Consider the following 22479-nt stretch of genomic DNA (forward strand, 5'->3'; position numbering starts at 1 on the left):
AGCATGGTCGCCGCTATTGTGACCCCGTAGAGCAACCCAGCCGAGCAACCGGCCGCCGGATAACGACGGCGCCCGCGCCCTCGAAGTGGGCAAAGGCGCCCCGGATCCCGGGGCGCCCGCGCCACTACTTCGTCAGCCTAGACGCGCGGCTTCTCGCGCATCTCGTAGGTCTCGACAATGTCGCCTTCCTTGACGTCATTGAAGGACCCGAGGCCGATACCACATTCGAAGTCCGTGCGGACCTCGGTGGCGTCGTCCTTGAAGCGACGCAGGGACTCGACGGTGAGGTTGTCGCCGACAACCGTGCCGTCGCGGACCAGGCGCGCCTTGGAGTTCCTGCGGATAACACCGGAGCGGACGATCGAGCCGGCAATATTGCCGAACTTCGAGGACCTGAAGACTTCCCGGATCTCTGCGGTTCCGAGCTGAACTTCTTCGTACTCTGGCTTGAGCATGCCCTTGAGCGCTGCCTCGATGTCATCGATTGCTGCGTAGATGACCGAGTAGAAGCGCAGGTCGACGCCTTCGCGGTCGGCAAGGTCTGCCACCCGCTCGGCTGGCCGGACGTTGAACCCGATGATGATCGCCGAGTCCACGGTGGCCAGGTTGACGTCGTTCTGCGTGATGGCGCCGACGCCGCGGTGGATGACCCGCAGTGCAACTCCATCGCCCACATCGATCTTGAGCAGTGAATCTTCGAGTGCTTCGACAGCACCGGAGACGTCACCCTTGAGGATGAGGTTGAGGGTGTCGACCTTGCCGTCTGCAACGGCCTGGTCGAAGTCCTCGAGGCTGATGCGCTTGCGGCGCTTCGCCAGGGCTGCGTTACGGTCGGCTGCTTCACGCTTCTCGGCGATCTGGCGGCCGGTCCGCTCGTCAGGCGTCACCAGGAAGGTGTCACCTGCGCGAGGCACAGTCGAGAGGCCCAGCACCTGAACGGGGCGGGATGGTCCTGCGACCATGACGTTGTCGCCGTCCTCGTTGAACATCGCACGGACACGGCCGTGCGCCACACCGGCGACGATCGTGTCGCCGACGTGCAGCGTTCCGGACTGGACCAGCACTGTTGCGACTGCACCGCGACCCTTGTCCAGGTTGGCTTCGATGGCGATACCGCGGGCGTCCTTGTTCGGGTTGGCCCGCATGTCCAGCGCAGCGTCAGCGGTCAGCAAGACGGCTTCGAGCAGTTCGTCGATACCTTCGCCCTTGAGCGCCGATACGTGGACAAACATGGTGTCGCCACCGTATTCCTCGGGAACCAGACCGTATTCGGTGAGCTGACCCTTGACCTTGTCAGGGTTGGCGCCTTCGCGGTCGATCTTGTTCACTGCGACGACGATCGGCACGTTTGCTGCCTGAGCGTGGTTCAGTGCCTCAACAGTCTGGGGCATCACGCCGTCGTCGGCCGCGACAACCAGGACCGCGATGTCGGTGACCTTGGCACCACGGGCACGCATGGCGGTGAACGCCTCGTGGCCGGGGGTGTCAATGAAGGTGATGGCCCTTTCGGTGCCCTCATGCTCGTGGTCGATCTGGTAGGCACCGATGTGCTGGGTGATGCCGCCGTGCTCGCCTTCGACAACGTTCGACTTGCGGATCGCATCCAGCAGGCGGGTCTTACCGTGGTCGACGTGACCCATGACGGTGACCACTGGAGGACGGGCCTCCAGCTGGGTGTCGCCCTCGGCTTCGAGTTCGGCGTCAATGTCGATGTCGAAGTTGCCGAGCAGCTCGCGCTCCTCGTCCTCCGGAGAAACGACCTGGATCTTGTAACCCAGTTCGGTGCCGAGCACCTCGAAGGTTCCTTCGTCGAGGGACTGGGTAGCGGTCGCCATTTCACCAAGGTGGAACAGAACCGTAACCAGTGCCGCCGGGTTCGCATCTATCTTCTCGGCGAACTCGGAGAGTGAAGAGCCACGGCGCAACCGGACAACTGTGTTGCCGTCGCCGCGGGGTACGCTGACGCCACCCAGGGACGGAGCTGACATCTGCTCCAGTTCCTGACGCTTCGCGCGCTTCGACTTGCGCTGCTTGCCGCGTCCTGCGCCGCCCTTGCCGAAGGCGCCGGCAGTGCCGCCGCGTCCGCGACCGCCCTTACCGAAGCCGCCGCCTGCGGGTGCGCCGCCACCGGCGCCGGGTGCGCCACCCGGGCCACCACGGCCTGGGCCGCCACCTGGGCGTGCAGCGCCGCCGCGGCCTGGGGCCGCTGGGCGTTCGGTGCGGTTAGGCATCATGCCTGGCGTTGGACGTGATCCTGGTGCGCCAGCTGCCGGACGGGGACCGCCTGGACGTGCTGAGCCTGCGGCTGGACGTGGGCCACCGGCACCGGCTGCCGGACGGGGTCCGCCAGCACCAGCGGCTGGCCGCTGGCCAGCCGCATCGTCACGGCGTCCCGGACGGGGCATGCCCTGGGATGGTGCGAAGGGGTTGTTGCCGGGGCGGGGCCCGCCGGAGCGGTCGCCGTCTCCGCGACCCGAGCGGGGCATGCCCTGCGAGGGTGCGAACGGGTTGTTGCCTGGTCGGGGTGCACCGGGGCGCGCCGCCGATCCGGGACGCGCGGCAGGAGCCTGCGCCTCGGCTGGCTTGGGTGCCGGACGGGCGCCCGGCTTGGCTGCCGATGAGGCTTCCGGCGCTGCTGGCTCGGCTGCTGCTGGAGCGGCCGGGGCCGCTGCCGGAGCGGCTGGTTCGGGGGTCGCCACAGGGGTGTCCTGGCGGTCCTTCTCCGGTGCCTTCGGGCCGGGAGTAGCCGGGGAGGCTGACTTCGGTGGGGCAGGGGTGGAGGCCGCTGGGCTTGCTGCGGGTGCCGGCGAGGCCTTGGCGGGTGTTGGATCAGCGGCAGGCTTGGCTGCTGCCGGTGCTGGTGGTGCGGCAGCAGGTGCTGCCGGGAAAGCGCCGCGAAGTTTCTTCACGACGGGTGCCTCAATAGTTGATGAGGCGGAACGGACGAATTCGCCCAGTTCCTGCAGTTTGGCTACTGCATCTTTCGAAGTAATTCCGAGCTCTTTGGCGAGCTCGTGTACGCGGACCTTAGCCACATTTCTCCTGTCTCGGTCCGCACCGAGTCAGGCACGAACCAATTATTTCCTACTGCAGACCACAGCTGCCGGGGCAACTGAAAATCCGATTGCAAAGCTCAACAGATTGTTCATCGTTGGGCACTCATCGCTGGGTACTCATCGGGAATCCATCAGTTTTCTGACCCGCTTTCAGGGGGGACGGTTTCTTTAGGGTGGCTCCGTAGCGAAGCTTCCTTGAGTGTGTGGAGCCGGTCCTCGACTTCGCGAGGGTCAACCTGGCCTCGGAAGGCACGGTTGAACGCACCCCGCTTGAGGGCCTGCTCCAGGCACGCCGGCGTGAGGTGCAACCACGCACCTCTACCGGAGAGACGGCGGCGATCATCAATCACGACGGCGTTGGAGCCGTCCGAATTGTCTCTCACCAACCGCAGCAAAACAGCCTGGTCATCACGTTTCCGGCAACCGACGCACGTTCTAATCGCGGTTTGTTGGGATGGCAATGACCTAAGCCTCTTCCATTCTAGCGCTTTTCGGCAGGCAAGGCCGCATTGGCAGCACTACCCGGTGTTCAGGCCTTGACCGCGTCGGAGACAATGTCGATGCGCCACCCGGTCAGCTTTGCTGCCAGCCGCGCGTTCTGACCCTCTTTCCCGATGGCCAGCGACAGCTGGTAATCGGGAACCACCACTCGCGCGGACCGGGTACTCTCATCGGTGATCGTGACCGACGAGACCCGTGAGGGCGACAGTGAGCTGGCGATGAAGGTGGCCGGATCGTCGCTGTAGTCCACGATGTCGATCTTCTCGTCGTTGAGCTCGTTCATGACCGCCCTGACACGGGATCCCATCTCCCCAATGCACGCGCCCTTGGCGTTGACGCCTGGAACCTGTGCCTTGACGGCAATCTTGGTGCGGTGCCCGGCCTCGCGGGCCAGAGCCACAATTTCGACAGTGTGGTCCGCGATTTCCGGTACTTCCAGTTCGAACAGTTTCCGGACCAGTCCCGGATGGGACCGGGACAAGGTGATGGAGGGGCCCTTCATGCCGCGGTGGACGTCAACGACGAAGGCACGCAGCCGCGCGCCGTGCAGGTACTTCTCCCCCGGAACCTGCTCGGGTGGTGGGAGCAGTGCCTCGACGGATCCGAGGTTGACCTGGATCATGTGCGGGTTGGTGCCCTGCTGGATCATCCCGGCTACGAGTTCGCCCTCTTTTCCACGGAATTCGCCGAGGATGTTGTCGTCCTCGGCGTCGCGGAGGCGCTGCAGGATGATCTGCCGCGCAGTGCTCGCCGCGATCCTGCCGAAGCCCGTGGGGGTGTCGTCAAACTCGCCGACCGGGGCGCCGTCGTCGTCGGTCTCGGTTGCCCAGATGGTGACGTGACCGCTCTTGCGATCCAGTTCCGCCCGCGCGGTCTCCTGTGACCCTGCGGTCTTGTGGTAGGCGACCAGCAGTGCCTGTTCGATGGTGGGGATCAGGAGCTCCAACGGGATCTCCCGTTCTCGCTCCAACAGCCTTAGCGCACTCATATCAATATCCATTTAGTTCTCCGAAGCTGTGGGTGTAGTGGTGGGGCGAGCATCGTCAAAGATGCCTTCGTCCCCGCTGTCGTCAGGAAGTGTGCCGTCAGGATGTGTGTCGTTCAGTGGCGTCTCGTCGAGGTGCGCGAACTCAACCTGCACGGTGCCTTTGCGGATACCCGTGAAGGGCAGCGTCAGGGGGTCGCCGGTCTTCGGCTTCATCCCCTTCTTCACCGGAATCTGGGGAGTCAGTCGGACGCCGTTGTCGCTGACTTCCAGAAGCCGCCCGGTGATGTCGTCCCCTTTGACCTGGCGGACGGTGACCAGGCGGCCCACGTTCCGCCGCCAGTGGCGGGGCTCGGTGAGCGGTCGGGACACACCCGGCGAGGAGACCTCAAGGCTGTAGGGCCGCCCGTGGTCATGAGGGTCGGCATCCATGGCCAGTGAGACGTCGTGGGCGACGTCGGAAATCAGGTCGAGGTTGACGCTGCCGGTCTGATCTTCCGGCAGGTCAACAACCACGTTGACGGTGCGTTCCGATCCAGCGGATTTAATTTCCACGGCCTCAAGGAAGAGCCCGTGCTGCTCAACGGTGGGCTGCAGCAGCGCTGTGAGCCTGACCGATTCCGCCTGGTTGTCCGCGTCACGCGCTTGTTGCTGCAGCGTACTTGCCGCAGGCGGACTGTCATTGCCCGGCCGAACCGCCATTGCTGCCTCCCACTCGATGATGTTGTAGCTCTAGCGTAGCGACATTCCAGCAAATACGGGGTACCAGGTCCCTAACGGGCGGGGATCATGACATCATCAACAGTTGTGAAGGACTCTTCTGGCCCCCGGCGTTCCGGCCCCCGCGGCGTCGCCCGGAGCGTCGCACACCGGACGATCCGCAGCCTCGCCCTGGTCCTCGCCTTCGTGCTGGTGGTCGCCCTCGGGATCAACCTCGATGGCCCCCCACCCCCCGGCCCACCGCCGCTATCCCTCACCGAACAGGCCCAGGTGATCGCTGAGGTGTCAGCGACTGACCTTGCTGCCGCGGCAACCATCCTTTCCGACGGTGCGGCCGCCGATGGCCAGGGGGTGGGTGTGGCCTACGCTGTGACAGCTGGTCTTCTGCAGGAGCAGGCCGCGGCGCTCCGACACCCTGTCCTGTCAATGGTGTCCTCCCCCACTGTTTCCTCCGGTACTGTTTCAGCCGCACCCCAGGCCTCCACCAAAGTCGCCGGAGGGGAAGGTCGGGCGTCTACCGGTGACAGCTCCGCCGCAGCAACCCAGCCAGCGCCCACGCCAACGAGTTTCGTGGCCGACCTGTTCACCGCGGCTCAACAGAACCTTGAGGCCTCGATCGCCACGGAACCGGGGATAGCACGTCTGCTCGCGTCGGTAGCCGTGAGCCAGCGGCATCAGGCAATGGCGTTGGCGGGGCTCCAGGGCCTGGAGGCGCCGGAGTGGGAGCCGCTGCCTCCGGCCGGTCCCGGCCCGCTGCCCAAGTGTGCCGGCACGGACCCCGTCGACCCACCTGAGGCAGAGCCGCTGAGCGCGGCGGTGTCCGCCGAGCACCAGGCCGCTTACGCCTACGAGGTTGCAGCGGCGCGCATCCCCGACGGCGCGCACCTCACCGAGCGTGCCGAGCAGCACACCCTCGCCGCCGTCGCAGGCGAGGGTGTCCTCCAGGGTCTGGCGTGCACGCAACTGCCAACGCAAATTCCGGCGTTCACCCTCGACGCTGGCTTCCTTGACGACCCGGCTGGCACCCTGGACCAGCTGAACGCCGAGCTGGTGGGAATGTACGCGGATCTGGTCGGGCTGACCGAGGGACCCGCACGGTTGTGGGCTGTCGAACGGTTCATCGACGTCGCCGGCCAACAGCATACGATCACCGACACCCCAGAGGCATTTCCCGGCATCAGTGAGTGAGGCGAGGGATCCCTCTCACAGTCGCCGTCGATCTGACCGGCCACGCCGCGCTAGCAGCCCGCGCTAACGCCGAGTTGTGGGTCAAGGAGAGCGATGTGGTGAGCGCACGGAGCCTAGACTGGGCGTCGTGGACCTTTCAACGATCGAGCTCCCCTCCGCCTTGGTGCGCAGCGCCCGCGCACTGCCGTCCGGGCACGGCTGGCTGGACCGGTGGAGGGATTTAGCCCGGACCGCGCTCACCGAGTGGGGGCTCACCCTGGACCTGCCCGGCGGCACCCTGCCCTGGGTCGGCAGCGCCGCCCTGGTAGTGCCGGTCCGCCGCGCCGATGGCAGCCCCGCCGTCCTGAAGATCACCATTCCCCACGAGGAAGCGCTCCCCGAACCCGACGCCCTGGTCTTGTGGGGAGGCAGGGGTGCGGTGCGGCTGCTCGCGGCCTCCCGTGATGACTACGTGCTGTTGCTGCAGAGGCTGGACGGAGACCGGTCCTTGGCCGGGGTGCCGTTGGATGACACTGCCGCCATCTGGGGCGGACTGGTCCGGGAGCTGGCACTGACACCTGATAAGGGTGAGCTGTGGCGCGACATTCCGTCGGTAGCTGCGCAGGCGGAGATGTGGACCGACACAATGCCTGCGGACTGGGATCTGCTGGGACGCCCCTTTGACCGGTGGCTCCTGGAATGTGCCCTGGAAGTGTGCCAGGTGCGCGGAGCTGTGGGGCGACGGTCCGAGCAGGATGTCCTGGTCCACTCGGACCTGCACTACCTCAATATTCTGGCCCGCCTGGATTCCGATGCCGTCGAACAGGCAGGCTACCTGGCCATCGATCCCAAGCCGGTGGTAGGCGACGCCGAGTTTGCGGTGGCACCGATGCTGTGGAACCGGATTGGGGATCTGTTCCCCGGTGACCCGGAGGGCCATCTGCGGGAACGGTGCTCGGATCTGGCGTTCGCCGCTGGTCTTGACCCACTTCTGGCACGGGACTGGGCGGTGGTCCGGGAGGTCCAGAACGCACTCTCCGCCGTGGAGGCTGGGAACCAGGACGACGCCCAACGTTCGCTGTGGGTGGCCAGTACGCTGCTGCGTCGGACCCTTCCCGAGCTGCCCGCCGCAGCGGATCTGGCCCGGCCCTAGCCCCGCTCTCGTCACAGCTCCAGAATCACTGCCGCTTCAATTCACCGGAGCTTCAGAATCACTGCAGCGCTGGCTGCACGTTTTCCACCCACACGTCGTACCCCAGCTTGACGATCAGCGCGCCGACCACCACGAGGAAGACAATCCTGATGAATTTGCTGCCCTGGGTGATGGCCATCCGCGACCCCACGTAGCCGCCGACCATGTTGGCCAACCCCAGCACCAGGCCCAGGCCCCACAGCAGGGAGCCATTGGGGAGGAAGAACATCAGCGCGCCGAAGTTGGTGGCGAGGTTCACGATCTTCGACTTGGCGCTGGCGTCAAGGAAGCTGTAGCCGAGCAGGGTGACCATCGCGATGATCAGGAAGGAGCCGGTACCGGGCCCGATCAGCCCGTCGTAGAACCCGATCACCAGACCAATCGCTGCCGCTGTCCCATAGTGCCGCCCGCCGGTGTGGCGCAGTTTGGTCAGGGTTCCGACGGTGGGCCGGAAGGCGGTGAACACCGCCACGGCAATAAGTGCAACAACGATGATGGGCTTGAACACCGACGACGGCAACGACGTCGCAATGATCGCGCCTCCAAAACCGCCGAGCAGCGCTATCCCTGCCATCGGCAGTGCGGTTCTGAGATCGGGCTTGGCCCGCCGGTAATAGGTGATGGCGCTGGTGGTGGTGCCGAACAGCGAGCCCATCTTGTTGGTGGCCAGCGCCTGCACCGGGGTGATCCCCGGAACCAGGAGCAGGGCCGGCAGCTGGAGTAGGCCGCCGCCCCCAACCACCGCGTCGACCCAGCCCGCAGCGAACCCGGCAACCAGCACCAGCAGAATCGTCGCGAGCTGGATCTCCTCCAGCCCGGAGTTCAACCGGTCCTGCTAGGAGGTAACGAGGCGGCGAAGGTGTTCGACGACCTCCGCGACTGCAATGTTCTCTGCTTCACCGCTGCGGCGGTCCTTGACCTCCACCACGCCGTCGGCCAGGCCGCGCCCGACGACGACGATGGTCGGCACGCCGATCAGCTCGGCATCACCGAATTTGACGCCCGGGGATACCTTGGGCCGGTCGTCATACATGACCTCAAGACCAGCAGCGGAAAGGTCTTCGGCAAGCTGGTTGGCAGCGGCAAAGATTTCCTCGCCCTTGCCTGTGGCGACCAGGTGGATGTCCGCCGGCGCAACGTTCCGGGGCCAGATAATGCCCTTTTCGTCGCGGTTCGATTCGGCCAGGGCAGCAATGGCCCGGGTCACACCGACGCCGTAGGATCCCATCGTGACGGTGGCCAGCTTCCCGTTCTGGTCGAGGACCTTCAGGTTCAGCGCCTCGGCATACTTCCGGCCCAGCTGGAAGATGTGGCCCATTTCGATCCCGCGGGCCGCCTTGAGCGGGCCCGAACCGTCGGGGGCTTCGTCGCCGTCGCGCACCTCCACAGCCTCGATGGTCCCGTCCCAGGAGAAGTCCCGGGAGGCGACGAGGCCGAAGACGTGTTTACCGGTGACGTTGGCACCGGTGATCCAGGAGGTTCCCGCCACGATGCGGGGGTCCACCAGGTAGGTGATCCCCGTTGACCCGTCGGCGCCGAGCACTGCGGCGTCCAGACTTACTCCGGGGCCGATGTACCCCTTGACCAGGCCCGGATGCTTCCTCAGGTCCTCGTCGGAGGCAGGCTCCACCATCACTTCGCCACCCACCTCGAGGTGCGGTGCAAGGTTCGCTTCGATGCGCTTCAGATCGACCGTGCGGTCACCCGGCAGACCGATGATGACCAGCTGGCGCTCTCCGGTCGGCAGGATGGCGGCCAGCACGACATTCTTGAGGGTGTCGGCGGCGGTCCAGGGGCCGCCGTCACGGGGCAGGGCCTCGTTCGCGTGGTTTACCAGCGTGTCGATGGTCGGGGTGTCAGGGGTGTCCTTGATTTCCGCGGCAGCGGCTCCGGTGAAGTCAATCGAGTCCGGGACAACCGTGGTGACCGCCTCGACGTTGGCGGTGTAGCCGCCCTCTGACGCCACGAAGGTGTCCTCGCCGATCTCCGAGGGGTGTAGGAATTCCTCGCTCTTGGACCCACCCATAGCGCCAGCAGTCGCCGCGACGGGCACGATGGTGAGGCCGAGCCGTTCGAAGATCCGCAGATAGGCGGCGCGGTGCAGCTGGTAGCTGCGCTCCAGCCCGGCGTCGTCGATGTCGAAGGAGTAGGAATCCTTCATGATGAATTCGCGGCCGCGCAGCAGGCCAGCGCGTGGCCTCGCCTCGTCGCGGTACTTGGACTGGATCTGGTAAAGGCTCAGCGGCAGATCCTTGTACGAGTTGTACAGATCCTTGACCAGGAGGGTGAACATCTCCTCATGGGTCGGAGCCAGCAGGTAGTCGGCTCCCTTGCGGTCCTGGAGCCTGAAGATGCCGTCGCCGTACTCGGTCCACCGGTTCGTTGCCTCGTAGGGCTCCTTGGGCAGCAGCGCCGGGAAGTGCACCTCCTGCGCGCCGATGGCCGCCATCTCCTCGCGGATGATGGTCTCCACCTTGCCGAGCACCCTCAGTCCCAGCGGCAGCCAGCTGTAAATGCCGGGGGCGGCCCTGCGGATGTAGCCGGCCCGCACGAGGAGCCGGTGGCTGGCCACCTCGGCGTCGGAGGGGTCTTCGCGCAGGGTGCGTAGGAAGAGGGTGGAGAGTCGAAGGACCACGCGATAAAATCCGTTTCTTGAGCACTGACTGCCGAGGGCAGCTTAGAATCAGATACCAATCTAACCGTTTCAGGCGGCACCTGATGACACGGGCGCCAGGTGATGCAGTCCTAGAGGCTCCGCAGCGCGGCGACCGTCGCGTCGACGAGCTCCTCGCCCCGGGTCAGATCGTCCACATTGTCGCCCGAGCTGCCGACCGTGACGTTGATCGTGGTGGTGCCGATCAGCGCGGTCAGGGAGACTGTCTCCTGAATGGTCCCGGGCACCCGGACCACGGTCCGGACGGCGAAGGTCTTGTCGGCGTTGGTGGTCGCCTGTTGCTCGGTGACAGCTGCCGTGACCACTTCACCGCCGATGTCCATCTCGAACTCGGAACAATCAGCGAGTTGGGTGCGGTTGGCTTCGAGCTGGTCCTGGATGACGTCGTCGGACCCGTGGCTGGTGAGGCTGAGTGAATCAGGCTGGAGGGAGGATGCTCCCGCGAAGGTCATGACGGCGAGGGTCGCGCTGAGGGCATCCCCGACAACGTCGGTGTCAGCGAAGACGTTGCATTCCTCGGGGGAAACTGTCAGGTCGCTGGGTGCCTCGGTGCCGGCCTGGTCCACCAGATCACGGATTTCTGCGTCGTCGAGGATCACGCCAGCGAGTGACTCGTCCTCATTCACCGCGGTCAGCGCCGCGACCAGTTCCCCGGGGTTGTACTCGGTGTCTGGCCGGGGAGCCGCCGTGGGATCGGTCCCGGCCGGGTCCGTGCCGGTTGGTTCGGCGCCGCCGGTCGGTTCAGCGCCGCCGGTGGGTTGGGCGCCGTCGGTGGGTTGGGCGCCGTCGGTGGGTTCGGCTGACAGCGTGGCGGGAGCGGGGAGGTCATCAATGTCCGGGCCCACGCTGCAGCCGCCGACGGCGAGAAGCGCGGAGCACGAGAGCACCGCGAGCCGGCGTCGCCCCCGGGCTTTTACACCAGCACCGTGGGTCACAACAGCACCGTGGCGAAGGTGCCCACTTCTTCGAAGCCCACAGTGCGGTAGGCGGAGAGGGCACGGGTGTTGAATGAGTTGACGTACAGGCTCACCACTGGCGCGCGCTGTTGCGCAGCGAGGACGACGGCGGCGAGGTAGCGGGCGCTGAGTCCCTGTCCACGGTAGGCCGGGTTCATCCAGACCCCCTGGATCTGGACGGTGGTGCTGGAGACGGTGCCGAGCTCGGCTTTGAAGATGACCTGCCCGTCCTCGTCGAAATCGGCGAGGGACGCCTGACGCCGGACCAGGGAGGCGACGCGGCGACGGTAGTGCTCGCCGCCACCGGTGAAGGGTGAGTACCCGACTTCCTCCTCGAACATGGCGGCGCAGGCGGGAACTATCACATCCAGCTCATCCTCGCGGGTGAACCGGAGCCCTGGTGCGGGGTCGACTTTCGGCGTCCCGGTGATGGCCAGCAGTGGCTGCTGGGGCCGCACATCGAACGGTTCCGGGCTGTGCAGCCGTAGGGTCGACCAGATGGCCAGCACCGCGTCGGCGGGTCCGAAAATGGAGGAAAATTTCCGGCCCGATGTTCCCAGGTAGGTGCCCAGCGCGGCACCGTCATCCGGGGACACCCCGATCGGCACCAGATTGACGCCGGCCCAGCAGGCCGAAACCAGCTCTCCGGCCCGGAAAATCCCTATCACTTCGCCGCCCGCATAGGACGGGGACAGCCCGCGGGAGGCTTCCAGATGGGACGCGATGAAAACATTCGACGTCGGGTCCAAGTCCACCAGGCGACCGAGTGCCTCGTTGTGCTCCTTGTCGAGCGTCACGAAGCCGTCAACCACTGCGGCGCCCGCAGCTGTAGTACTGGAAGCGTCCGGTCCGGTCGCGGCAGTACCGGTCGCGTCGACTTGCTCTGCGTGCGACCTAACTGACGGTAACCATGGGGCCACCCTGGCCAGCAGTCTCGCCATCGGCTTCCCCCATCTCCTCAGCTATTCTCATGGCCTCTTCAATGAGTGTCTCAACAATCTGGTCCTCGGGAACAGTCTTGATGACCTGTCCCTTGACAAAGATCTGGCCTTTTCCGTTTCCGGACGCCACACCGAGGTCGGCTTCACGTGCTTCGCCGGGGCCGTTGACAACGCACCCCATCACCGCAACGCGCAGAGGAATTTCCATCCCTTCCAGGCCGGCAGTGACCTGCTCGGCGAGGGTGTAGACGTCCACCTGGGCCCTGCCACAGGAAGGGCAGGACACGATCTCCAGTTTGCGCGGGCGCAGGTTCAGCGACTGCAGGATCTGGTTGCCCACCTTGATTTCCTCGACGGGCGGCGCCGACAGGGAGACGCGGATGGTGTCGCCGATGCCCTTGGCCAGCAGGGCTCCGAAGGCAGTGGCCGACTTGATGGTGCCTTGGAAGGCCGGTCCGGCCTCGGTGACGCCAAGGTGAAGGGGCCAGTCGCCGCGTTCAGCCAGGAGTTCGTAGGCACGCACCATGATCACCGGGTCGTTGTGCTTGACCGAAATCTTGAAGTCGTGGAAATCGTGCTCCTCGAACAGTGAGGCTTCCCAGACCGCCGATTCGACGAGCGCTTCGGGTGTGGCTTTCCCGTACTTTTCCATCAGACGTGGGTCGAGCGAGCCGGCGTTGACGCCGATCCGGATTGAGGTTCCGGCCGCCTTGGCTGCTGCTGCGATTTCCTTGATCTGGTCGTCGAACTTTCTGATGTTGCCGGGGTTGACCCGGACCGCTGCACAGCCGGCATCGATCGCCGCGAACACATACTTCGGCTGGAAGTGGATGTCGGCGATGACGGGGATCTGGGACTTCCTGGCGATGATCGGCAGCGCTGCGGCATCGTCTGCCGATGGGCACGCAACCCGGACAATGTCACACCCGGTGGCGGTCAGTTCAGCGATCTGTTGCAGCGTCGCATTGATGTCGGTGGTGGGGGTGGTGGTCATGGACTGGATGCTGATAGGCGAATCCGATCCAACGCCCACGGAGCCGACCTTGATCTGCCGGGTTTTACGGCGCGGGGCTAGGACGGGTGGCGGGGCGGCTGGCATTCCTAAACTGACCGAGGTCAAAGGATCCTCCATGTGTAGTTCATCGGTACATCAAATATTTGTCGGCTGTGAGACCGGGGATCAGGCGTACTGCGACAGGAGGCCGATACCGGGCTTCCACTCGGTGGCCTTGACTGCGGCGATGGCGCCCACCAGTGCGAACGGATCCTGGCTCAGCAGGTCGTTGAGCGACTGCTCGCTGTCAGCGGTGAAGATCAGGAGGGCGCCGGCTCCGTCGGTAAACGCCCCGGATGCGAGGACACGCCCTTCCCCTACCAGATCGGTCAGCCATTCGCGGTGAGCGGGACGGTGCTCGTCGCGTAGGTCGGAGGTATCAGGGCCATACACATATTCCACTGCGAAAACACTCATGGAACCACCTTATACGTGATTACAGCAGGTACCTCGCCGCGAGGACGGCGACGGCGGCAGCCCACAGCAGCGACGCGAGGGTGCCGATGATGAACCGCTCGGCGACCGCTGGCGTTTCCTTCAGTTCGGCGTACCGGCCCAGACCCTTGATCGCCACCACGTAGGCAATGGCAACCGGCTCGTTAGCCAGGATGGCTGCGGCAACGCCGAGCCGCTCGAGGATCCCAATTACCAGGCCGCCCCGCAGGACACCCGGGCGGGGCATCGCAGGGGTTTCAGGAGGTTCAGCACTGTCAGTGGTTTCGCGGAGGGCTGACCCGTCCACCGGGGGTGCCGGGGTGCCGGGCTCGTGTGCGGGCGGGTCGGGGACCACGATCGTGAGGGTTCTGCCCGGGGTCCCGTACTCGATCGTCCGCTTTTTGGCTGTGGAGTCACCGTGCTCGTCGACTGATCGTGCAATCTTCAAGACGCCGATCGTCACGGGCCAGCCCACTCCGGCTGCCACGAGCAGCGTCAGTATCACCCACAGCACTTCCATAGCTAGTCCTCCGTCGCGGCCAACGCATCACAGCCTGGCTGGAATCCGGTAACCGGGCCTCCCACCTGCTGCCTTCACTCCGGGACTCTACCGGCTGGGTACGACACCGTCCGGGTACGACGCTTAACGTGGCGCTGCAGCCTCCCCCGCATCCGCGCGGGCCAGCAGGACGGCGGCAGCCGGCCGGGCGGCCCACTCCTCGACCCACGCTGAGCGGGCAACTGCCTTGCTGACGGCCTGAGTGGTGATCCCCAACTGCCGGGCCGCGACGGTCTGGCTTCCCCATGTGTTGGGTTTCAGCTGGTCCAGGATCCGCCATTCAGCAGCTGTTCGCTTCATGACGTGCAACCCAATGAGCATCAACACACCCTCGGCTTCGGCAGCCCCGAACTCCCCTTCCACGGCGACGGCGGCCCGATCCCCCGCCTTCTTGGCGCGCTCGACGGCGGCGCGGGCGGCAACGAAGGCTTCGCCCCGGCCTTCCCGGGCAGTGGCGGGCGGCGGCAGGTCGACGTCGCCCACCCCAATGCCCACGTACCAGCCGCCCGCCCGCAGGCAGAGCAGGGCGGCGTCGACCACCGCCTCGGGAGAGTCGAGTACTCCCTGCGCCTCATCCCCCACCGATCGGTCGAAGGGAACAACCACCGGCACCGGCCGCAGCAGGTCGAGCAGCCCGGGGACGCCGTCCTCGGACTGCGAACTGCCTTTCTGGTCAATCGTCATCACGAACATGTAGCAACCATATTGGGCTGTAAATCAAATAACAACCTATTTAGGGCTCAAATTAATTTACAACCTATTATGCAGGTGGGAGGAGGAAGGCTGACTAGCCGAAGAGATTAACTGGCTTGACGATGTCGGCGTAAATCAGCAGCGCGCCCATTCCCATCAGCAACACGGCTACCACATAGGTGAGCGGGAGAAGTTTCGCCATGTCGAAGGGCCCGGGGTCGGGGCGCCTGAACAGCCGTGCGACGGTCCGGCGGAGTCCCTCCCAGAGCGCACCGGCAATGTGGCCGCCGTCGAGAGGCAGCAACGGTATGAGGTTGAACACGAACAGGGCGATATTGACGCCGCCCACCAGGCCGACCAGGGTCGCCACCCGGGATTCAATCGGGACTTCGTCCATCGCTGAGACTTCGCCGGCGATCCGGCCAACGCCGACAACACTGATCGGACCTTCAGGATCACGCGGTGCATCCGAGAACGCCGCCTGACCCACTTCGACGACCCGCTGCGGGAGGTTGATCACGACGCCGGTGACCGCGACGACGTTCTCGCCAACCGCCGGCAGCACCTCGCTGGCGGGGCCGGGGACCAGCTCCTGCTGCGAGCCGACGCCGATGAATCCGACGGCCTCCAGCACCGGATTGCCGTCGGCGTCGAGCTTGGGACGGCCGTCAATGTCGGGCACCGGCCGTTCGGTGAGCAGCGGCGTGATGGTGGTGTTGATGGTTTCGCCGTCGCGCACGTAAGAGATGTCTGTTTCGGCGCCGGCGGTATCCCGGATCCAGGCGGAGAGCTCGGTCCAGTCAGTGACGTCCTGGCCGTCGTAGCTCACCACGCGGTCCCCCGGCTGCAGGCCCGCCTCGAACGCGGGAGCCGCAGGATCGTCAGCAGCGCAGGAAGTCTGACCGGTGGATTCCTGCTGGCTGGCGGGCACCACGCACTCGTACACCTCGGAAACAGTGGTGGTTGCCTGGGGGGATCCGAAGCCCATGATGAGGACGGCGAACATGATGACGCCGATGATCAGGTTCATCACCGGCCCGCCGAGCATGATGATGATCCGCTTCCAGATGGGCAGCTTGTAGAAGACCCGGTTCTCGTCGCCCGGACGGAGTTGCTCGGCGGCCGCCTGCCGGGCGTCGTTGGTGAGCTGCTGGAACATCCCGGTGCTGGACGGGCGGACCGCGGTGCCCGAGCCGGGGTCGTCGTTCTTGGCGGGCGGGAACATCCCCACCATCGACACGTATCCGCCCAGCGGGATCGCCTTGAACCCGTATTCGGTGTCGCCGCGACGGCGGGAGAAGAGGGTGGGTCCGAACCCGATCATGTACTGGGTGACGCGGACCTTGAAAAGCTTGGCGGGGACAAGGTGCCCCACTTCGTGCAGAGCAATGGACGCCGCAATACCTACTGCAACGAAAAGCACTCCCAGAACGAAGAGCAGAATGGACAACGTGGTTCCTTTGGCTTAGCTGTACTGATCCTGCACACCACAACGAATCCGGGCGAGTGTGCGTGCCCGTTCCTCGGCGTCGAGCACGCTGCTGAGAGTGATTGGCCCGCTGCTGTCATGCTCGGCGGTGACGGCCTCCACCGTATCCACGATGTCAGTGAAACCTATGGCTCCGCTGTGAAAAGCCTCGACGGCTTCCTCGTTGGCTGCGTTGAAGACGGCCATCGCCGTCCCGCCGCGTGCCGCAGCGGCCTTGGCCAGCCGGACGGCGGGGAACGCTTCCTCGTCGAGGGGTTCGAAGGTCCAGGTGGCCGCAGTGGTCCAGTCGCAGGGGGTTGCCGCGCCCGGGATGCGATGCGGCCATCCGAGGCCGAGGGCGATCGGCAGGCGCATGTCAGGCGGTGAGGCCTGCGCGATGGTTGAGCCGTCGGTGAACTGCACCATCGAGTGAATGATCGACTGGGGATGCACGACGACGTCGATCCGTTCCAGCGGAATGCCGAACAACAGGTGGGCCTCTATCACCTCGAGCGCCTTGTTGACCATGGTGGCGGAGTTGGTGGTGACCATTTTGCCCATGTCCCAGGTGGGGTGGGCGAGGGCCTGCTGAGGGGTGACGCTCTGCAGGTCCTTCCGGGCCTTGCCCCGGAAGGGTCCGCCCGATGCGGTGAGGATCAACCGGTCGACCTCTGCTGCGCTGCCGGAGCGCAGGCACTGGGCAAGGGCCGAGTGCTCCGAGTCGACGGGAACAATCTGGCCCTCAGCGGCGAGGTCGTGGACCAGTTGGCCGCCCACGATGAGGGATTCCTTGTTGGCCAGGGCCAGCAGGTGTCCGGCCTTCAGCGCTGCGAGGGTGGGCGCGAGCCCGATGGAACCGGTGATGCCATTGAGGACGACGTCGGCGTCGGGCCAGGCGGCGAGGCGGGCTGAGGCGTCGGGGCCGGTGAACAGTGCCGGGGAGTAGTTTTTCGCTGCCGGTGCCGCGTCGGCCGCCTTGCGGATGGCGTCGCTGAGCTCGGCGTCAGTGCCGGAGGCCGAGGCGACGGCCTGGGCGTTGACCGCCACGGCCTGCTCTGCCAGCAGCGCCAGGTTACTCCCGCCAGCGGAAATGGCAGTGACGATGAAGCGATCGGGAGCCTGCCGGATCACGTCGATGGCCTGGGTGCCGATGGACCCGGTGGAGCCGAGGATGACCACCCGGCGTCGTCCGGTAGCTGGCGCGATAAATTCCATGGTTCAAGTATCGCGCACAGCAACGGATGCAAAAACGGCCCCCTGGCTCAGATCCGCCGGTTGCTGCGGCAGTTCCTGAGCCCGAGGGCCGTTTCTGTTGTGCGGGTCGCTGGTTAGCGGCTGATCGAGACGAGCGCGTCTGCGATGGTTTCCTGGCCGGAGATCAGCTCAAGGACCTGCCTGTCCCCCAGCCTGCTGTCGAGCAATGCTGCGATGACCGCCGCCACGTCCGCGCGGGGTACCGACCCCTGCCCTGTCTTGGAGGAGAGGCGCACCCTGCCGGTGGCGGGGTCGTCGGTCAGTCCACCGGGGCGGACAATCGTCCAGCTGAAGGACGCCCGTGCCGCGAGGTCTTCCTCGGCGGCGAGCTTGGCCTGGAGGTAGGCGTAGAAGATGTCGTCGAGTCCGTCGGGGCGCTGGCCGTCCCGAACCGAATCGGCTCCCATCGAGGAAACCTGGACGAACCGTTTGACGCCGGCAATCTCTGCGGCGTCTGCCAGCAGCACGGAGGCACCGCGGTCGACCGTGTCTTTGCGTTCAGCACTGCTGCCTGGACCTGCACCGGCGGCGAAGACGACGGCGTCGGCTCCGGTCAACACCTGGGCGACCTCCTCGGGAGTACTTGACTCGAGGTCAATCACTACCGGGGTGCCGCCGTCGTTCTCAATGTCTGTGGTGTGCTCCGGGTTGCGGACCAGTCCGACAACCTCGTGACCCTGTTGAACAAGCTGGCGGGTGAGTTCGCGGGCAATTTTTCCGTGGGCTCCTGCTATCACTGTTCTCATATGGGGGTAACGGCTTACGGACCACCACAAATTCCCGAAAGCTGCGGGTAGATTCCGAAGCTACCGTTCCCCGGCCCTCGCCAGGGTCTGCTCGGCGTGACGAAGAATCGGCCCGTCGATCATCCGACCCTGGAACTGAAAGACGCCGCCGCTCCGGGCTGCCTCGGCCAGAATTGCCCGGGCGTAGTCGACTTCCTCGGCCGACGGGCGATACGCCTCGCGGATCACTGGCGCCTGGTTTGGGTGGATACACGCCTTCGAGCCAAACCCTGAGGCCACTGCATCCCGGGACTCTGCGGCCAACCCGTCCAGATCGGCAATGTTGATATAGACGGAGTCCATCGCCGCCTTGCCCGCAGCAGCCGCCGCCAACAGCACCTGGGAGCGGGCCTGCAACGCTACCTGCCGATAGGAGCCGTCAGATGTCCGGCTGGACGACCCTCCCAACGACGCCACCAGGTCCTCGGCACCCCACATCAATGCCACCACGTTCGGTTCGGCAGCAATCGCCTGCGCGTTCAGCACCCCTACCGCGGTCTCGCACAGGGCAACAACCGAGAATGCACTCAATCCCCACAGATCGGCGGCCGATTCGGCCTTGGCCAGCATCACCGTGCGATACGGGGTGTGCTTGAGCATGTCGACGTCGAGCGCGTAGTCCCCGGTCGACGCAGGGTTGATCCGTACGATGGTGCGCGACGGGTCGAGCGTGCTCGCGGCGACCGCTTCCCGCGCCGCTGCCTTGCCAGCCGGAGCTACCGCGTCCTCGAGGTCAAGGATCACCGCATCCGCACGGTCGGCAGCCTTCGCGAACCGCTCCGGCCGGTCGGCGGGACAGAACAGCAGCGCTGGCCCCATGGTGAAGGTCTTCATGAGCTCTGGTGCCCTTCCCTGGTCCACATCAGCACACTCCGGGTGACCAGTGCGACGACGGTGCCGTCCTGGTTGCGGCCGGTGTGTTCCATCGTGACGATCCCCTGGCCCGGCCGCGACGCCGAAAGCCGCTTCTCGGTCACCACCGTGTCCGTGTACAGGGTGTCCCCGTGGAACAGCGGATGCGGAAACTTCACATCGGTCATCCCCAGTTGCGCCACGATGGTCCCCTGGGTCAGTTGCGGAACCGACTGCCCGACGACGGTCGCCAGCGTCAGCATCGAGTTCATCAGCCGCTGCCCAAACGGTTGCGATGAACTCCACGCCGCGTCGAGATGGAGTGCCTGGGTGTTCATGGTCATCGTTGTAAACAGGACGTTATCGGTTTCCGTCAGGGTGCGTCCGGGCCGGTGCGAATACACCACCTCGGTGTCGAGTTCCTCAAAATAGAGGCCCCGCTGCTCCACCACCGCACGCTCGGGCGCTGCTCCCTGACGGTCCGGCGAGTCAGTCTCAGCCATGCAGGTCAACCTCCAGCGGTGCTCCAGTAGCCGCGAGGACCTCCTCGACGCTCACCCCGGGGGCTGTCTCCCGCAGCACCAGGGTGCCACCGTTACGGCCGGCGTCGACGTCGATCACCGCAAGATCGGTGATGATCCGGTTGACGCAGCCCTTGCCGGTCAGGGGAAGCGAACAGCTGCTGACAATCTTCGGCCTGCCACTGCGGTCAACGTGTTCCATCATCACGATGACGCGCTTCGCACCGAAGACCAGGTCCATGGCGCCGCCCATCCCCTTGACCATCTTGCCGGGGATCATCCAGTTGGCGAGGTCCCCGTTTGCAGCGACCTCCATCGCCCCGAGGACCGCCACGTCAACGTGGCCGCCACGGATCATGCCGAACGAGGCAGCCGAATCGAAGTAGGCGGCACCCGCATTGGCGGTCACGGTTTCCTTGCCGGCGTTGATGAGGTCAGGATCAAGCTGTTCCTCGGTGGGATAGGGTCCGACGCCGAGGATCCCGTTCTCCGAGTGGAGCACCACCTCCACGCCGTCGGGGATGTAGTTGGGGATCAGCGTGGGCATACCGATGCCCAGGTTGACGTACTGGCCGTTCTCCAGCTCAAGGGCAACGCGGGCAGCGAGTTCGTTACGGGTCAGTGCCATGTCTCAGACCGCCTTTGCAGCATTGGAATCGGCCGGGTTGGAATCGGCAGAGTTGGTGTCAGCCCGGTTGGAGTCGGGAGCCGCTTCGGAAGTGAGTGACACGGTTCGCTTCTCGATCCGCTTCTCCGGGTTGGCCGCCAGCACCACGCGCTGGACGAAGATCCCGGGGATGTGGACCTGGGCAGGGTCGAGATCGCCCGGTTCCACCAGCTCCTCGACCTCGGCGATGGTGATCTTGCCGGCCTGGGCGCACAGCGGGTTGAAGTTCATCGCGGTGGCATGGAACACCAGATTGCCGTGCCGGTCACCCTTCCAGGCATGCACCAGCGCGTAATCGGGGTTGACCGATTCCTCCAGCACATAGTCCTGCCCTCCGAAAGTGCGCACTTCCTTTGGCGCTGAAGCCTTAGTGACGTTGCCGGAGTCGTCGTACTTCTGCGGCAACCCACCCTCGCTCACCTGCGTGCCGACCCCTGCGGGTGTGTAGAACGCCGGGATCCCGGCGCCACCCGCGCGCAACCGCTCCGCAAGGGTGCCCTGCGGCGTCAGTTCCACCTCCAATTCGCCGGAGAGGTACTGGCGGGCGAACTCCTTGTTTTCACCCACGTAGGAACTGATGGTGCGACGGATCCGCCCATCGAACAGGAGGACGCCGAGCCCCCAGTTGTCCACCCCGCAGTTGTTGCTGATGGTTTCCAGGTCGGTGGTTCCCTGCTGGTGCAGGGCGTCGATCAGGGCAACCGGGATTCCGCAGAGGCCAAACCCGCCGACGGCCAGTGAGGCACCATCGGGGATGTCGGCGACCGCCTCGGCGGCCGTGGCAACAACTTTGTCGATCACTGTAACTCCTTAGGTACTGGCGTGTGGCGTGGTGCTAGAGGCCGAGTTCCCGGGCGATCAGCATCAGCTGAACCTCGGTTGTCCCCTCGCCCACTTCGAGAATCTTCGAGTCGCGGTAGTGCCGTGACACGGTGAACTCGTTGATGAATCCGTAGCCGCCGAAGATCTGGGTGGCGTCGCGGGCGTTGTCCATTGCTGCTTCACCAGCCACCAGCTTAGCGATGGATGCCTGCGTCTTGAACGGCTTGCCAGCGAGCATGCGTGACGCGGCGTCGTAGTAGGCCAGGCGGGCGGTGTGCGCCCTGGCCTGCATCCGGGCGATCTTGAACTGGATCGACTGGAATGATCCGATGTTGGTGCCGAACGCCTGACGTTCCTTCGCGTACTTGATCGATTCCTCGACACAGCCCTGTGCGGCACCGGTGGCCAGCGCAGCAATGGCAATGCGGCCCTCATCGAGAATCTGGAGGAAGTTCGCGTAGCCGCGCCCACGCGTCCCGAGCAGGTTCGCCTCGGGGACCCGCACGTCGGTGAGGGTCAGCGGGTGGGTGTCGGAGGCGTTCCAGCCCACCTTGTTATAGGCCTTCTCCGCCTTGAATCCGGGAGTGTCGGACGGGACAAGGATGGTGGAGATTTCCTTCTTCACCGAGCCGTCCTCGCGGGTGATGGTGTCGGTGACCGCCGTGACGGTGACCAGCCGGGTGATGTCGGTGCCGGAGTTGGTGATGAATTCCTTGGTGCCGTTGATGACCCATTCACCGTCCACGAGTTTCGCTGTTGTCTTGGTGCCGGACGCGTCCGATCCGGCCTCGGACTCGGTCAGGCCGAAGCCGCCGAGCGCCTTGCCGCTGGCCAGCAGTGGCAGCCATTCGCGCTTCTGCTCCTCGGTGCCGAACCGGTAGACCGGCATCGCGCCGAGGGAAACGCCTGCCTCAAGGGTGATGGCTACTGACTGGTCCACCCGGGCCAGCTGCTCCAGTGCGAGGCACAGGGCGAAGTAGTCGCCACCCATTCCGCCGAATTCCTCGGGGAAGGGCAGCCCGAACAGGCCCATGTCGGCCATCTGGTCGACGACTGCGTACGGGAAGCTGTGCTCTTCGTCGTGTTTGGCTGACACGGGCGCGACAACTTCGTCGGCGAATTCGCGAACAGTGTCTACCAGGTCCTGGTATTCCTCGCTGAGTTCAAAGTTCATGAC

22 protein-coding genes are annotated in these 22479 nt (G+C 65.3%); 2 read left to right on the plus strand and 20 right to left on the minus strand.

Annotated features, from left to right (window positions below; all coding sequences use genetic code 11):
• Positions 1 to 137: 137 nt before the first annotated feature.
• The 4 genes from infB to rimP form a co-directional block, all read right to left on the minus strand.
• The gene (gene infB, locus HMI57_RS18000; protein ID WP_171587373.1) at positions 138 to 3035 is read right to left on the minus strand and encodes a translation initiation factor IF-2; all 2898 of its coding nucleotides are present in this window, start codon (positions 3033 to 3035) and stop codon (positions 138 to 140) included.
• A gap of 152 nt (positions 3036 to 3187) precedes the next feature.
• On the minus strand, positions 3188 to 3517 hold the full coding sequence (locus tag HMI57_RS18005; protein ID WP_216607695.1) for a YlxR family protein: 330 nt from the start codon (positions 3515 to 3517) through the stop codon (positions 3188 to 3190).
• Positions 3518 to 3585: 68 nt separating this feature from the next.
• Positions 3586 to 4557 carry a transcription termination factor NusA gene (gene nusA, locus HMI57_RS18010; protein ID WP_171587374.1) on the minus strand — a complete coding sequence of 324 codons (972 nt, stop codon included), beginning with the start codon at positions 4555 to 4557 and terminating at the stop codon, positions 3586 to 3588.
• Positions 4558 to 5244 (minus strand): ribosome maturation factor RimP, encoded by a 687-nt coding sequence (gene rimP / locus HMI57_RS18015; RefSeq protein WP_171587375.1) that lies wholly within the window; start codon positions 5242 to 5244, stop codon positions 4558 to 4560.
• Between the two features lie 87 nt (positions 5245 to 5331).
• Between rimP and HMI57_RS18020 the strand changes: the two genes are divergently transcribed.
• Together HMI57_RS18020 and HMI57_RS18025 are read left to right on the plus strand one after the other, a co-directional pair.
• Positions 5332 to 6450 (plus strand): DUF4439 domain-containing protein, encoded by a 1119-nt coding sequence (locus tag HMI57_RS18020; protein WP_171587376.1) that lies wholly within the window; start codon positions 5332 to 5334, stop codon positions 6448 to 6450.
• Between the two features lie 127 nt (positions 6451 to 6577).
• Entirely contained in the window at positions 6578 to 7582 is a 1005-nt protein-coding gene (locus tag HMI57_RS18025) for an aminoglycoside phosphotransferase family protein (RefSeq protein WP_171587377.1), read from the plus strand.
• 58 nt (positions 7583 to 7640) lie between these two features.
• On the opposite strand, the gene HMI57_RS18030 is transcribed toward HMI57_RS18025, so the two are convergent.
• From HMI57_RS18030 to HMI57_RS18105, 16 genes are all read right to left on the minus strand, one after another.
• Positions 7641 to 8447 carry a TSUP family transporter gene (locus HMI57_RS18030; protein WP_171587378.1) on the minus strand — a complete coding sequence of 269 codons (807 nt, stop codon included), beginning with the start codon at positions 8445 to 8447 and terminating at the stop codon, positions 7641 to 7643.
• Between the two features lie 9 nt (positions 8448 to 8456).
• Positions 8457 to 10256 (minus strand): proline--tRNA ligase, encoded by a 1800-nt coding sequence (locus tag HMI57_RS18035; protein ID WP_171587379.1) that lies wholly within the window; start codon positions 10254 to 10256, stop codon positions 8457 to 8459.
• A 110-nt stretch (positions 10257 to 10366) separates the two neighbouring features.
• Positions 10367 to 11230, minus strand: coding sequence for a hypothetical protein (locus HMI57_RS18040; RefSeq protein WP_171587372.1), 864 nt, complete (start codon positions 11228 to 11230; stop codon positions 10367 to 10369).
• A complete protein-coding gene (locus HMI57_RS18045) occupies positions 11227 to 12192 on the minus strand; it encodes a DUF4081 domain-containing GNAT family N-acetyltransferase (protein ID WP_228721214.1) in 966 nt (321 codons plus the stop codon). Before HMI57_RS18045 ends, HMI57_RS18040 begins: the two co-directional genes overlap by 4 nt.
• Positions 12146 to 13312 carry a flavodoxin-dependent (E)-4-hydroxy-3-methylbut-2-enyl-diphosphate synthase gene (ispG, locus tag HMI57_RS18050; protein WP_171587380.1) on the minus strand — a complete coding sequence of 389 codons (1167 nt, stop codon included), beginning with the start codon at positions 13310 to 13312 and terminating at the stop codon, positions 12146 to 12148. Before ispG ends, HMI57_RS18045 begins: the two co-directional genes overlap by 47 nt.
• 60 nt (positions 13313 to 13372) lie before the next feature.
• Positions 13373 to 13663, minus strand: coding sequence for a YciI family protein (locus tag HMI57_RS18055; protein WP_171587381.1), 291 nt, complete (start codon positions 13661 to 13663; stop codon positions 13373 to 13375).
• A gap of 19 nt (positions 13664 to 13682) precedes the next feature.
• Positions 13683 to 14201: a hypothetical protein gene (locus tag HMI57_RS18060; RefSeq protein WP_171587382.1), complete on the minus strand. Its 519-nt coding sequence runs from the start codon at positions 14199 to 14201 to the stop codon at positions 13683 to 13685.
• A gap of 123 nt (positions 14202 to 14324) precedes the next feature.
• On the minus strand, positions 14325 to 14933 hold the full coding sequence (locus HMI57_RS18065; protein WP_171587383.1) for a helix-turn-helix domain-containing protein: 609 nt from the start codon (positions 14931 to 14933) through the stop codon (positions 14325 to 14327).
• A gap of 94 nt (positions 14934 to 15027) precedes the next feature.
• Positions 15028 to 16383, minus strand: coding sequence for a site-2 protease family protein (locus HMI57_RS18070; protein ID WP_171587384.1), 1356 nt, complete (start codon positions 16381 to 16383; stop codon positions 15028 to 15030).
• A 15-nt stretch (positions 16384 to 16398) separates the two neighbouring features.
• Positions 16399 to 17616: a 1-deoxy-D-xylulose-5-phosphate reductoisomerase gene (gene dxr, locus HMI57_RS18075; protein WP_171587385.1), complete on the minus strand. Its 1218-nt coding sequence runs from the start codon at positions 17614 to 17616 to the stop codon at positions 16399 to 16401.
• A 113-nt stretch (positions 17617 to 17729) separates the two neighbouring features.
• Positions 17730 to 18401, minus strand: a complete 672-nt coding sequence (locus HMI57_RS18080; protein ID WP_171587386.1) for an NAD(P)-binding oxidoreductase — start codon at positions 18399 to 18401, stop codon at positions 17730 to 17732.
• A 60-nt stretch (positions 18402 to 18461) separates the two neighbouring features.
• A complete protein-coding gene (locus HMI57_RS18085; protein WP_171587387.1) occupies positions 18462 to 19274 on the minus strand; it encodes a CoA ester lyase in 813 nt (270 codons plus the stop codon).
• Positions 19271 to 19795 carry a MaoC family dehydratase gene (locus HMI57_RS18090; RefSeq protein ID WP_171587388.1) on the minus strand — a complete coding sequence of 175 codons (525 nt, stop codon included), beginning with the start codon at positions 19793 to 19795 and terminating at the stop codon, positions 19271 to 19273. The genes HMI57_RS18085 and HMI57_RS18090 overlap by 4 nt, the downstream gene beginning before the upstream one ends.
• The gene (locus HMI57_RS18095; RefSeq protein ID WP_171587389.1) at positions 19788 to 20441 is read right to left on the minus strand and encodes a CoA transferase subunit B; all 654 of its coding nucleotides are present in this window, start codon (positions 20439 to 20441) and stop codon (positions 19788 to 19790) included. Before HMI57_RS18095 ends, HMI57_RS18090 begins: the two co-directional genes overlap by 8 nt.
• 3 nt (positions 20442 to 20444) lie before the next feature.
• A complete protein-coding gene (locus HMI57_RS18100; protein ID WP_171587390.1) occupies positions 20445 to 21281 on the minus strand; it encodes a 3-oxoacid CoA-transferase subunit A in 837 nt (278 codons plus the stop codon).
• A 34-nt stretch (positions 21282 to 21315) separates the two neighbouring features.
• Positions 21316 to 22476, minus strand: coding sequence for an acyl-CoA dehydrogenase family protein (locus tag HMI57_RS18105; RefSeq protein WP_171587391.1), 1161 nt, complete (start codon positions 22474 to 22476; stop codon positions 21316 to 21318).
• Positions 22477 to 22479: the final 3 nt, after the last annotated feature.

Source organism: Arthrobacter sp. 260, assembly GCF_013116745.1.
Taxonomy (GTDB): Bacteria; Actinomycetota; Actinomycetes; order Actinomycetales; family Micrococcaceae; genus Arthrobacter_D.